16 protein-coding genes are annotated in these 11,834 nt (G+C 41.0%); 14 read left to right on the top strand and 2 right to left on the bottom strand.

The window, feature by feature from the left end; genetic code table 11:
* The first annotated feature begins 78 nt into the window (after positions 1 to 78).
* Together NSU13_RS14755 and NSU13_RS14750 are read left to right on the top strand one after the other, a co-directional pair.
* A complete protein-coding gene (locus NSU13_RS14755; protein ID WP_254001746.1) occupies positions 79 to 822 on the top strand; it encodes a (S)-benzoin forming benzil reductase in 744 nt (247 codons plus the stop codon).
* A gap of 144 nt (positions 823 to 966) precedes the next feature.
* Positions 967 to 1,500, top strand: a complete 534-nt coding sequence (locus NSU13_RS14750; protein ID WP_024423336.1) for an HD domain-containing protein — start codon at positions 967 to 969, stop codon at positions 1,498 to 1,500.
* Here NSU13_RS14750 and NSU13_RS14745 read toward each other — a convergent pair.
* Positions 1,497 to 2,984, bottom strand: coding sequence for an alpha/beta hydrolase (locus tag NSU13_RS14745; protein WP_242025997.1), 1,488 nt, complete (start codon positions 2,982 to 2,984; stop codon positions 1,497 to 1,499). The genes NSU13_RS14750 and NSU13_RS14745 overlap by 4 nt on opposite strands.
* 175 nt (positions 2,985 to 3,159) lie before the next feature.
* Here NSU13_RS14745 and NSU13_RS14740 point away from each other — a divergent pair, with 175 nt between their 5' ends.
* From NSU13_RS14740 to NSU13_RS14700, 9 genes are all read left to right on the top strand, one after another.
* Positions 3,160 to 3,396, top strand: a complete 237-nt coding sequence (locus tag NSU13_RS14740; RefSeq protein WP_034282580.1) for a YuzF family protein — start codon at positions 3,160 to 3,162, stop codon at positions 3,394 to 3,396.
* A 183-nt stretch (positions 3,397 to 3,579) separates the two neighbouring features.
* Positions 3,580 to 4,683 (top strand): AI-2E family transporter, encoded by a 1,104-nt coding sequence (locus tag NSU13_RS14735; protein WP_034282578.1) that lies wholly within the window; start codon positions 3,580 to 3,582, stop codon positions 4,681 to 4,683.
* 66 nt (positions 4,684 to 4,749) lie between these two features.
* Positions 4,750 to 4,971 carry a spore germination protein gene (locus tag NSU13_RS14730; RefSeq protein WP_003213446.1) on the top strand — a complete coding sequence of 74 codons (222 nt, stop codon included), beginning with the start codon at positions 4,750 to 4,752 and terminating at the stop codon, positions 4,969 to 4,971.
* Between the two features lie 98 nt (positions 4,972 to 5,069).
* Complete coding sequence (locus tag NSU13_RS14725) at positions 5,070 to 5,291, top strand: spore germination protein (protein ID WP_024425952.1); 222 nt, start codon at positions 5,070 to 5,072, stop codon at positions 5,289 to 5,291.
* A 96-nt stretch (positions 5,292 to 5,387) separates the two neighbouring features.
* Positions 5,388 to 5,636 (top strand): YueH family protein, encoded by a 249-nt coding sequence (locus tag NSU13_RS14720; protein ID WP_061110359.1) that lies wholly within the window; start codon positions 5,388 to 5,390, stop codon positions 5,634 to 5,636.
* A gap of 27 nt (positions 5,637 to 5,663) precedes the next feature.
* On the top strand, positions 5,664 to 6,071 hold the full coding sequence (locus NSU13_RS14715; RefSeq protein WP_034282575.1) for a YueI family protein: 408 nt from the start codon (positions 5,664 to 5,666) through the stop codon (positions 6,069 to 6,071).
* Positions 6,072 to 6,131: 60 nt separating this feature from the next.
* Positions 6,132 to 6,683, top strand: a complete 552-nt coding sequence (locus NSU13_RS14710) for an isochorismatase family cysteine hydrolase (RefSeq protein WP_024425949.1) — start codon at positions 6,132 to 6,134, stop codon at positions 6,681 to 6,683.
* Between the two features lie 17 nt (positions 6,684 to 6,700).
* Positions 6,701 to 8,173 carry a nicotinate phosphoribosyltransferase gene (locus NSU13_RS14705; protein WP_041115814.1) on the top strand — a complete coding sequence of 491 codons (1,473 nt, stop codon included), beginning with the start codon at positions 6,701 to 6,703 and terminating at the stop codon, positions 8,171 to 8,173.
* Positions 8,174 to 8,310: 137 nt separating this feature from the next.
* Positions 8,311 to 9,537 (top strand): HDOD domain-containing protein, encoded by a 1,227-nt coding sequence (locus tag NSU13_RS14700; protein ID WP_176967282.1) that lies wholly within the window; start codon positions 8,311 to 8,313, stop codon positions 9,535 to 9,537.
* Positions 9,538 to 9,572: 35 nt separating this feature from the next.
* Here the strand turns inward: NSU13_RS14700 and NSU13_RS14695 are convergent, their stop codons facing one another.
* Positions 9,573 to 9,929: a hypothetical protein gene (locus NSU13_RS14695; protein ID WP_041115816.1), complete on the bottom strand. Its 357-nt coding sequence runs from the start codon at positions 9,927 to 9,929 to the stop codon at positions 9,573 to 9,575.
* Between the two features lie 505 nt (positions 9,930 to 10,434).
* Between NSU13_RS14695 and degQ the strand changes: the two genes are divergently transcribed.
* The 3 genes from degQ (at position 10,435) to comX (ending at position 11,808) form a co-directional block, all read left to right on the top strand.
* Positions 10,435 to 10,575 (top strand): degradation enzyme regulation protein DegQ, encoded by a 141-nt coding sequence (gene degQ / locus NSU13_RS14690; RefSeq protein ID WP_003213123.1) that lies wholly within the window; start codon positions 10,435 to 10,437, stop codon positions 10,573 to 10,575.
* Positions 10,576 to 10,726: 151 nt separating this feature from the next.
* Complete coding sequence (locus NSU13_RS14685) at positions 10,727 to 11,641, top strand: polyprenyl synthetase family protein (RefSeq protein WP_034282569.1); 915 nt, start codon at positions 10,727 to 10,729, stop codon at positions 11,639 to 11,641.
* Entirely contained in the window at positions 11,638 to 11,808 is a 171-nt protein-coding gene (gene comX / locus NSU13_RS14680) for a competence pheromone ComX (protein WP_073207246.1), read from the top strand. Before NSU13_RS14685 ends, comX begins: the two co-directional genes overlap by 4 nt.
* The last annotated feature ends 26 nt before the right edge of the window (positions 11,809 to 11,834 follow it).

Genomic DNA, 11,834 nt, shown 5'->3' with positions numbered 1-11,834 from the left:
AGGCTTTTCTTTATGCAGATTGCTTGATGTCATACCGTTTCACTACGTAAAATAGTGATATCAAGGGAGGAGATTGTCATTCGAATTTCAATCGTTACAGGCGGATCAAAAGGCTTTGGCTTAGCACTTGTGAACAGGCTGCTTTCACGCGGGGATCATGTGTACACAGCAGCAAGAAGTGCATCGCCGATATCCCATCCGAAGCTTACACATACCCAGGTTGATCTGACCGATGAAGAAGCAGCGGCCAAATGGATTCAAGATAGTCTCACGCCGCAAACTCTGGCAGATGCTGATGACATCTTACTTGTCAACAATGCAGGAATGGTCACACCTATCAAGCGCGTTGGACAAGGCGGACAGGATACGCTTCATCAGCATTACAAGCTGAATCTTGTCATTCCTATTTTACTGAGCCATATGTTTGCTAAGCAGACTCAATCATTTAACGGAAAGAAAACGATCGTTCATCTTTCTTCTGGAGCGGCGAAAAACCCATATAAAGGCTGGAGTGCGTATTGCAGTTCAAAGGCAGGACTCGATATGTTTATGAGGACTTTTCATGAGGAACAGCAGGACGAGGCGCATCCGATCAACACGTTTTCCTTTTCACCCGGCACGATCGATACAGATATGCAGGGGGAAATTCGGAAGTCATCAAAACAAGACTTTGAACAAATAGACCGTTTTCAGCAATTATATGAAACAGGCACGCTGAAGAGCCCAGATGAAGTCGCAGGTATTTTGCTCGAACTTTTAGCGGATGATCCAGCTGGCGGATGTGTCTACGATGCACGTGAGTATGTGAAAAAGCAGTCATAACGACTGCTTTTTTCGTATTGTACAAGCAAAAACAGCTCATTTGACATAAGCTGTTCTTGAGACTCATAGAAAATATAACAGAACATTTGAGTTTCTTTTCAGAATATGTTAGGATGCTAAAAATATAGATAAGGAGGGGTTTCCATGAGAAAGGTTACATTAATGGATGTTTACACCCATCCAGTCGCTCAAAAATATTTAAATCGTTCAGGAAAAGCCCATGCGATTGCTTGTGCTTATCACGCATTCAAACTGGCGGTGCAGGCTGGGATTAATCCAGATCTCGCTGTGAAAGCAGCCCTCTTGCATGACATCGGCCACTATGAATGGTATACAGCTGGCGGAGAATGGGATTACGAGACATATAGACGGAATGATATCCATGCCATTAAAGGCGCAGAGCGGGCTCACAAACTGCTCATACGCCTCGGTGAGGAACCAAAGGCAGCCAAAGATATTGCGCTTGCGATTCTGCTTCATACAGATTCATATTTGCCAGAGGGCGACCTTCATAAAGACACACTTCAGCAAATCGTCAAGAAGGCAGATGAAATGGATGAAGAGCCTGGCGGACATCACCATTACAGACAAATAGACGAGTCACTTGCAATGAAAAAAATCACGGAATTGGATCAAAAAGTGCAGCAGGCACTTCAGCCTATGAAACGCTCTGTTTAGTATGGAATGTCTCCATGAATATTTCCATCCTGATCGACATACAATGTGCGAATAACGGTACGGTTAAATGCAGATGTACCTGATGCAGTGAGTCCGGTGTAATGAACCGTGACAGAATAAGCACCTTCTTTTTTCAATTCAACAGCGGATGAAGCAGTTGTTTTGAGTGGATGATCTTTTTGGGCATCCTTAAAGTAAAAGGTTTCTACTTTCTTGCTTAATCGTTTAATCAGACCGCTTGAATGGGTCGATGCATCATCCCCTGATTTCGCTGCCTCTGCTTTGATTTCGTCATTTAATGGTGAATCAAAGGATACGAGCAGCAAATAAGGAGCCTTTTTTCCTGAATTTGATCGAATCGTCCATTTTCCAGGAACGGGTTTATTGATTTGCACATGGTGCGAAAATGCGCCTTCATATGGGAAAGATGCTTCCGATGTCTTCAGATTTGTTAAGACGTCTCCATTTGGGGCGATGATTTCCGGCCGCGCCTCATGCCTTTCATTTAACCACTGAATCGATAAGCCATTCGTTCCTTCCTCTACATAGAACGCTTCTGTTTTATCCTTTTCACTTTCACCGCCTTTCACATAAACATCTGTATTCAGCTCAGTAGAGTTCGGGCTCTCTTTATTTTCTTTTTCAGCGCTTGCGGCATTTGCCAGCAGCTGATGCTGAAACACAGGGAACATGCTTGTGCCGTTTTTAATGGAGTTGTGATCCCATTTCCCTGTTAAAATATTGTTTGCATATGATAGTCTTGTGCTGCTTACTGTGACGGCGCCATCGTTTGCGCCAAAGCTCTTTAAATACATGCCGCCTAAGTACAGCACCCCGCCAAATGTTCCCCATTCCGATCCCGAATACGTGATGTATTTTTGAGGAAACTTCTCCAGCTTGTCGGTTTCACTTCGAAAAGCCGCCATGAGCCCCGTTTGCAAAGAATAGAGCGCGTCGCTTTTTTGTCCAAGAATTTCTGCGAGCCAGCTTCCGCCCTTGCTATACGCTAAATCTGCCAGCGGCGTCCCGTAATGAGGGGAGCCGAGTGTGATGACTTTCTCTACATATGGATGGGCATCGTGATACACGAGTGCGGACTGGGTATCCACCCCGCCTTTACTATGACCAATCACAATAAGTTTTCGACCGAACACATCATAAATTTCTTTTAGCTTTTCTGCTAATAGTTTGCCATTCTTTTTCGTATCCTGATCTGGATACAAATCTATGAATGCGCTTTCGTATCCGTTCAGAACAGCTTGCTTTGCCATGTCGTTTCGGTCGAACCATGTGGAGGAGGAGCTGTTAATGCCGTGAACAAAAACAAGTGGTGGTTTTGACTCGTCTTTTTGAACCGGCTCTTCTCCTTTAAACCACTTTCCTGGTGTCCCAGGTTCATCTCCAATTGATCCTGCATACGCATAACTTGCAAAGGAAAAAAAGAGCATGACAGCAGCGAGACAGATGAGTTTTTTCAAGATCATTCACCTCTTCAAATGATTTAAGTTGTTGGCAGCACCAATCTATTATACTTCCAAAAGATGTAAGATTAAATAAAATGTTAAAATATGGTATTTGAGTTGTAGGTTTGCCTGAGTGACATTCACATGGGTCATTGCATACGATGTGGGTAAATACACAAGTAAAGGGGCAGGTAGGATGGCACAACAAGGAAGTCCGCAGCTTGTTTCATTAGTTGATCCATATGTTTATCAAACATTGCAGAAAGTGATCGGTATGAGATTGATTGTTCAAACAGTGAAAGATACAGTGCGCGGAAAATTGAAGGAAGTCATGCCGGATCATATTGTCATTGAGGCGGGGACAAAATCAGTTTTTTATGTGCGGATCCAGCAAATTGTATCGGTGATGCCTGATCACAGTGAAAGAGTGTAACAAGCAGACGCAAAGGTGTCTGCTTTTTTCACGCTTATAGAATGTATATCTGGAAAAAGTGCATGATATACCAATTGTTCTTTTTTTTACAAAAAATAAGGTTCTAAAACAAGAAGCAGTTGACAGAAGGTGGGTGGAATAGTAGTTTTTTAATAAGATCAATACGTAACAGGAGGAGCATCTTTGTTAAAATCTAAAGTTCATTTTTGGACATTCCAAATATTACTTGTTTTACTCATTGTTTATGTATCTACAAAGGTTTCGTTTTTATTTCAGCCAATTATTTTATTTGCATCTACCTTGTTTGTTCCCATCTTGCTGGCTGGAATTCTCTTTTTCATCTTTAATCCAATTGTTCGATTTTTGTCCAGGAAAATTCCTAGGACACTTGCTATCCTGATCATTTATCTTTTGTTCATCGGACTCATCACGTTCATTGTGAATGCTGCGGGACCGGTTATTGTCACGCAGGTTGGTGGACTTGTCAAAAGCTTCCCTGGTTATGTGACGGATATGCAGAAATTTATCAACGACTTCTCGCATTCTAAAACATTTACTTGGATGATGAACCAAGATTATGTCTCCGTCTCGAAGTTTGAACAGACAATTGTTTCGACATTAAAAGGTTTGCCGGAAAATATTGCTTCAAGTATGTCTGCTGTGTTTGGTGTGATTGCCAATATTGCTTTAGCTGTGATCACAGTTCCGTTCATTTTGTTTTATATGTTGAAAGACGGACATAAGTTTCCGGACAAGCTCGTTCAATTTTTGCCAATGCCTTACCGTAAGGAAGGATTGAAAATCTTTAAAGAATTAAACGATACGCTTGCAGCTTACATACAAGGGCAGATTGTTGTCTGTTTGTTTGTTGGAGTGGCTTGTTTTATCGGATACTTATTAATCGGTGTGAAATATGCGCTCATTCTCGGCATTATCATTGCGGTCACAAATGTGATTCCGTACCTTGGGCCATATCTTGGCGCGGCACCAGCTGTGCTTATTGCGTTTCTTGATTCGCCTGGAAAAGCGGTGGTGACAGTCATTGTCATTCTTGTCGTTCAGCAAATTGACGGAAATGTCATTTCTCCATTGATCATTGGGAAACGCCTCAACACACATCCTTTGACCATCATCCTGCTATTAATTGGGGCAGGAAGCTTTGGCGGAATCCTTGGCATGATTTTTGCGGTCCCTGTCTATGCACTGCTCAAAGCCATCACCTTGAATATTGTCAGATTGGTGCAGCTGCGTCAGCGATCTCGCAAAGAACAGCATTTAAACGTCTAGGACAGATGCACACCTTTTCCCTTCTTGCATAAGATGATTGAGATAAGCAGATAGGGGGAGATTCTGATGCCTGCAATCGTTGGACCTATTCATATCGAGTCGTTAGGAGGAAACGGTGCAGCTACTTTCGGTGATGTCCTGGCCATTGCTCCTTTGGCTGTAGACCACTCTACTGGCGGTGCGGGAGCCTTTAATTCAGGTGATTATATGTCACTTACAAGTGATCCGAATGCCACGATGCTTTGGGACTTTACATTGTTTGGCCAGCCTCAATCATTTAACGCATAGAAAGGCAGCTGATGGTCACAGATCAGCTGTCTTTTTTATTTTTCATACACGTATTTTTGAGCTGGGCATATGATGTGGGGAGAAAAGGTGGTGGAAAGATGCCAGCGATTGTTGGGCCTATTCATATTGACCGTGTGATTGGAAATGGTTCTGCACATTTCGGTGATGTTTTTGCCATTTCGCCAAAAAGTGTCGATCACTCCGCCGGTGGATCAGGTACCTATAATGCAGGGGACTTTGTCCAATTTTTTAGCAGTCCAAACGTTACGTTTATGTGGGATATAGACCTGATCAGCCAGCAAAAGAGCTTTAATGCATAGCCAGCTTTGAAAGAGAATTCCTTTTCAGAAGCTGTCTTTTTTTATGGTACAATGGATATGGATGTAAGAAGAAAAAAGAGGTGTGAACTGAGTCAAATGAAAATTAGAAAAGCACACATCACAAGCGGACAACCAAAGACCTACAATGTATATTTACATGAAAATAAAAAAGAATATAAAACGCTTGTAGCCGTACCTGACATTGAATGGAGTATGTCCATTGCGTATGAGGACGAAAAGGAGCAGCTCAACCATACGCTTGAACAATCCTTAATGGAAAGAGTAGAAACAGACGAAGCCCGTGACCTCGCACTCAAGATTGTGCACTGGGTCACAGAAATGTAAATTTAGAAACCAGGAGTGAACACAGCGATGAAAGAAGAATCCGTAGACTTTTATTTGCAGCAAGGGATATTTGGACATGCTGAAACAAAACCTGATGAACGAAGAATGTTTCTTGGTTCATTAAGGGAACGAGCGCTTCTCGCCCTGACAAAGGGACAAGTATCAAGAAATAAACCGTATCAAGAAGTCGAACAAATATTGAAGGCCAATCGCCAGGCCACAGTTCTATTAAATGGTGAACTTTCCTATGCTTCTTATTCTCAATATGTCAAAATGGCAAATGCCGCTGGATGTTCCTTTAAAGTGGTGAATCATCACGAAGCGCACTCTCCTTTTGGTCTTGTCATAGAGATGCCTGATGCGGTCAATCAGGAGCATATCTATATAGAGGATGAGCTGTTTCAAAAAGCTTTTTCTCATGAATCTGTTGAATAGGTTTCCCTAGTGAAATGAATAAGCTATAATGATTCAAAAGAGCATATGGGAGAGATGCGGATGGGCAAAGCGTTGATTTGTATAGATTATACAGTTGATTTTGTTGCAGACGATGGAAAACTGACATGCGGAAAGCCTGGACAGGCGATTGAGTCTAAGATCACAGAAATCACTTCTTCATTTATTGATGAAGGCCACTTTGTCGTCTTTGCTGTCGATCATCATGAAGAAGAGGACCCTTATCATCCAGAGACAAAGTTATTTCCGCCCCATAATATTCGCGGAACAGAGGGTATTGAACTTTATGGACAACTAAGTTCACTATTTCACACGTCAAAACATTTAAAACATGTCTACTATATGGAAAAAACAAGATACTCTGCTTTTGCAGGCACTCAATTAGAAATGAAACTGCGCGAGCGCGGCATCACGGAACTTCACTTAGCCGGCGTATGTACCGATATTTGTGTACTTCATACAGCTGTTGATGCGTACAATAAAGGCTTTGAACTTGTGATTCACCAAAATGCTGTGGCGAGTTTTAATGAAGCGGGGCACGAGTGGGCACTTTCTCACTTTGAGCAGTCGCTTGGTGCGAAAGTGGTTAAGTAAGGGAAGGAGAATGGAAGTTGGAGCATCGGTTTAATGACGACAGTTTATCACTACATACAGATCTTTATCAAATTAACATGGCAGAAACGTATTGGAGAGACGGCATTCATGAGAAGAAGGCAGTCTTTGAACTCTTCTTTAGAAAGCTTCCATTTGACAATGGCTTCGCTGTATTTGCTGGCTTAGAGAAAGCGATTGAATATTTATCGGACTTTTCCTTCACCGAAAGCGATCTAGCGTATTTAAAAGATGAACTCGGTTATAAAAGCGATTTCATTGACTATTTAAGCGGATTGTCCTTTACAGGTACACTTCATTCAATGCGAGAAGGGGAAATTGTCTTTGCGAATGAACCGATTATGCGCATCGAGGCAACGCTTGTTGAAGCTCAGTTAATCGAAACGGCATTGCTCAATATCGTGAATTTCCAGACGCTGATTGCAACAAAAGCGGCCCGGATTAAAGGAATCATAGAAGATGAGACAGCATTAGAATTCGGAACAAGACGTGCGCATGAAATGGATGCAGCGATGTGGGGAGCAAGAGCGGCACTCATCGGCGGCTTTCAGGCGACAAGTAATGTTCGTGCTGGGAAACGCTTCAACATACCAGTATCAGGAACGCATGCCCACGCACTTGTACAAGCATACCGCGATGAATATACGGCATTTAAAAAATATGCTGAAACACATACAGACTGCGTCTTTTTAGTCGATACGTATGATACCGTCAGATCAGGTATTCCGAATGCGATTAAGGTAGCGAAAGAATTTGGAGATAAAATCAACTTCATTGGTGTCAGACTTGATAGCGGAGACCTTGCATACTTGTCTAAAAAAGCTAGAACAATGCTTGATGAAGCAGGTTTCCATGATGCTAAAGTCATTGCATCAAGCGATCTTGATGAACACACCATTATGAATTTAAAGGCACAGGGCGCCAAAATTGATGTGTGGGGTGTTGGGACAAAACTGATCACAGCATTCGATCAGCCAGCCCTCGGTGCAGTATATAAGCTGGTGTCCATTGAAGAAAACGGCAAAATGAATGATACCATCAAAATTTCATCCAACCCAGAGAAAGTGACAACACCAGGCCGTAAACGTGTGTACCGGATTATCAATCAATTGAATCATCATTCTGAGGGCGACTACATTGCACTTGAAGAGGAAGATGTTCATAGTGAGGATAAACTAAAAATGTTCCATCCTGTGCATACGTTTATTAGTAAATTCGTGACAAACTTTGTGGCGAAAGATCTTCACGTCCCGATTTTTGATCAAGGAAAACTTGTCTATGACAATCCAGATATTCAAACGATTCAAGCCTACGTGCAGGACAGTCTTGGACTCTTCTGGGAGGAATACAAACGAATCAGCAAACCAGAAGAATATCCAGTCGATTTGAGTCAAAAATGCTGGGATAATAAAATGCAGTTTATCCATGATGTGAAAAATAAAATCAAAAAAGAGCTTTATGAAAGCGAATGATTTGAAGAAAGGGAGACCATCAAGCCAGGTGGTCTCTTTTTTTTATTTTGACCGATTGAAATTGAACTAAAACCGCAATCATTTGGTATACTGAAAGCACATCTTGTTTGTCATGGCATAAAGGAGGATTGGAGCAGTTGAGGGTGTTTGTTGCGAGACAGCCTATTTTTAACAGAAAAGAACAAGTCGTATCATATGAGCTGCTTTATAGAGATAGTGAAACCAATACATATAGCGCTGAAGACGGTGATCAAGCGACAACGGACCTCATTATCAACAGTTTTCTAAATATCGGCATCGAAACACTGACAGAAGGAAAACGATGCTACATTAATTTCACCGAAAGCTTGCTTTCATCTGATCTGCTCACCTATTTTGATCCGCATCAGCTTGTGATCGAGATATTAGAAAATGTACCGATTACCCCGGCACTTATTATGAGATGTAAGCAGTTAAAAAAATGGGGATATACGATTGCACTCGATGATTTCTTCCTAAACGGAACACATTATAGTGACAAGCTGCTTGAGGAACTCCTCTACTGCATAGATATTTTAAAAATTGACTTTCTGAAAACCACAACGCAAGAACGAAGAGATATTCTGCATTCGTATAAAAAGTATCGCCTTCGATTCCTAGCAGAAAAGGTAGAAACGAGAAGAGAATATGAAGAGGCGCTTGAAGCGGGCTTCCACTTGTTTCAAGGGTATTTCTTTAGTGAGCCGCATGTGATATCGGGACGAGCATTATCGACCAGCTTCCATGCGTACCATCAGCTTTTAAATGAGTTAAGCAAGGACCAGCCGAATATCCAGACCGTGACCCATTTTATTGAAAGTGACCTTTCGCTATCATATCAATTATTAAAAATGCTGAATTCAGGCGGCATGAGACGTCTTTATCAAATTAAAAGTATCCGGCAGGCGATTATCCTGCTTGGGTTTAATGAAATTCGGCGCTGGATCTTTATCCTTTCATTTAAAGAACTGAATGTCCAAGCTAATTCTAGCCAAAAAGAAATCATCAAAATGTCATTCATTCGTGCCAAAACGTGTGAACTGATTGCTTCTCGTACTGAACGAGAGCACCCCGCCTCTTATATGCTGACAGGTATGTTTTCTCTGATTGATACGCTTGTCAGGGCAGATATCACAGAACTTGTGAAGGAACTGCCGCTTTCTGATGAAGTTGGCGAGGCACTGCTTGGCTATGAAAATGATTATTCTTTTGTACTAGGTGTGGCCAAACGTATTGAACGAAATGAATGGGATGATGAGATGTTAGATGGAAATCTCTCGAAACAGGAAGCCTATGGCTGTTATATAGAAGCCATTGAATGGTGCCATAAAATGTTTGAATCTTAAGAAAAGCCGCTCGCGTGAGAGCGGCTTTTTCTTTGTCATGCCCACTTTAAAAGAAGGAAAAGTCTGCTGGAGGCAAGAGACAAGTAGATTCGAATCCCTTCTGGACTAAAGCGGATATCAATGCCGCTTTTCACACCGATTTGCTTCAGCATTCGGATCACACTTGTTGAATCAGAGCGCTCAGCAGCCTCCATGATGCGCTGCGCAAACGGAAGGGAGCTGGAAATTTGCTGTGTAATGAGTGAAGCATCAGCAACGAGGCGGGCTGATTCTTTTGCGGCTCGTTGAAATGAGTGGGCATCTACTGGAGGAAAAGTCATTGGCGTGCGCGGCGGGTATGCGCGGCTCATTGCGGGAACCTGCAAAGCAGGATAAGGAACATAGTAAAACACATGGTCACCTCTTCTCTCATTGACGTGAAATTGGACGGATATCTGTTCTAAATGTATGTAGAAAATCAGAATAAAGAATCAAAATGATCTTTCTACCTTTGTAATTCCAGCATAAAAATAGGTACTTTTGCGGTCAATTTCGGTGAATGTCGCCAAAAAATTGCGGTGTCCACAATAGCATCTGTCGTCTGACCTATGACACGCAAAACCGAAGATACAGAGGGGATCGTACGTTCTATCGGGAGAGAAGTGTGACGAATGATGCTTATTCCTGTCGCAAAAATGACGCAATTCCTTTGAAATTGAGATAAAAGTATGATTTGAAAAGTCAGAAAATGATGAAAAAAGACCTATTGAATTTTGCGGTATCGCGCACACGTTTTGTGTATACTTTTCGGTGAAAAAATACTCAATTACATTTACACTGTTAGTAACAGATCAAATACTTATGACCCAATCACCATACACAAATACATTGATCTTCCAAAAAAGGAGAGTGGAATCGATGGAAAAGTATGAAATCGAAGAACTTAAACAATTATTATGGAAACTTGAAAACGAAATCAGAGAAACAACGGCTTCTCTTCATAACATTAACAAAAGCATTGATCAATACGACAAATATGAATATGTGAAAATTTCTTAAAGACTTGATAATCATCAAGTCTTTTTTTTATCCAAATACATACAAAAAAAGGATATATTATTATATAATTGTTAAATAGTGATGTCAGTGGACATTTGCTCATGTCTTTTTAGTAAAATAAAAGGCGGAAGGGTGAGGTACAAGATCGAGTATGCTAAACTATCTAGAGAATACAAAAATCAAGCAGAATATGTCTGATTTTATTCAACATGCAGTCAGGCAGAATGATTTACAAAAGCTGCTTTTGAAATTTACAGATAGAAAAAAAGAATTTCCTCTTGGTCAATTAGCTTATCAGCATTATGAGGCATTTGACGGACAAGACAAGCAAGCGATTACAAAACTGGCAGCAGGGATTGAACTTCTCATCTTAGCTGCCGATATATTAGATGATATTGAAGATCAGGACAATGATTCGTATCCTTGGATGAACGTCGACCAAGGAGTGGCCATCAATGCTTCTACGTATTTGTATACGGTGAGTATTCAATTCATCACGTCAATATGTGAAAATAATTCTCAACTAGTAGAGAAACTGTTCCATTTCATCAAAATGTCAATGGAAGGTCAGCATGAGGATTTGCGACATTTGCATGGAACAGAAGAAGAGTGTGTAGAGGTTTTAAGGAAAAAATCAGGATCTTTAACAGCTCTTTCTAGCGTACTGGGTGTTTATTTAGCGACAGGAAAAATAAACGCTACTGTGGAATCTTATTCGATATATTATGGTGTTGCTGAACAGATCAGTAACGATTTTTTTGCGTTATTTTCAAAATCAAACGGAGATTTTCAAAAAAAACAAACGCTGGCATTCAGTTATTTACAAAGACGTTTTAACGATGCCAGTCAAGAGCTTCTTTCCTTCTTTTCTAAGCGGCTGGATGAGTCAGAGCAAAAGTCGTTTCAATTGAAGCAGAAGTTACTTGAAGCTGGTTTGACTCAGTACATGGTATCGATGAGAGAGATTATGCTGTTAAAAATGAAGCGAGGAATTGAACAACTTGATTTACCTAAAACGAAGAAGGAACAATTATATGCATTTATGACAAAGGAGGGCAATGATTGAACATTCAAAATGTTATTGCATATTTAGTCAAAAATCCTGGTGTTGTGAATGAATTGGACTTAGGGAATGCAAGTTTAATTCACACAGATGAGCAAACCATGCAAGCAATCATTCAGGGGATTAAAAAAGGGCAAATGTCTGCAGATTATATATGGTACTATAAATGATACTATTCATTTAAAAATGATTTAAA

It is taken from the genome of Bacillus sp. FSL M8-0049 (genome assembly GCF_038593355.1).
Lineage (GTDB): Bacteria > Bacillota > Bacilli > Bacillales > Bacillaceae > Bacillus > Bacillus safensis.
This window is presented reverse-complemented; position numbering and strand designations above follow the sequence as displayed.

Bases quoted from the DNA above. Each gene is read 5' to 3' on its own strand.
- NSU13_RS14730 (WP_003213446.1), top strand. From the start codon at position 4,750: ATGCCTGCAATCGTTGGACCTATTCATATCGAGTCGTTAGGAGGAAAC.
- NSU13_RS14685 (WP_034282569.1), top strand. From the start codon at position 10,727: ATGCTAAACTATCTAGAGAATACAAAAATCAAGCAGAATATGTCTGAT.
- NSU13_RS14750 (WP_024423336.1), top strand. From the start codon at position 967: ATGAGAAAGGTTACATTAATGGATGTTTACACCCATCCAGTCGCTCAA.
- NSU13_RS14710 (WP_024425949.1), top strand. From the start codon at position 6,132: ATGGGCAAAGCGTTGATTTGTATAGATTATACAGTTGATTTTGTTGCA.
- NSU13_RS14725 (WP_024425952.1), top strand. From the start codon at position 5,070: ATGCCAGCGATTGTTGGGCCTATTCATATTGACCGTGTGATTGGAAAT.
- degQ (WP_003213123.1), top strand. From the start codon at position 10,435: ATGGAAAAGTATGAAATCGAAGAACTTAAACAATTATTATGGAAACTT.
- NSU13_RS14720 (WP_061110359.1), top strand. From the start codon at position 5,388: ATGAAAATTAGAAAAGCACACATCACAAGCGGACAACCAAAGACCTAC.
- NSU13_RS14715 (WP_034282575.1), top strand. From the start codon at position 5,664: ATGAAAGAAGAATCCGTAGACTTTTATTTGCAGCAAGGGATATTTGGA.
- NSU13_RS14740 (WP_034282580.1), top strand. From the start codon at position 3,160: ATGGCACAACAAGGAAGTCCGCAGCTTGTTTCATTAGTTGATCCATAT.
- NSU13_RS14745 (WP_242025997.1), bottom strand. From the start codon at position 2,984: ATGATCTTGAAAAAACTCATCTGTCTCGCTGCTGTCATGCTCTTTTTT.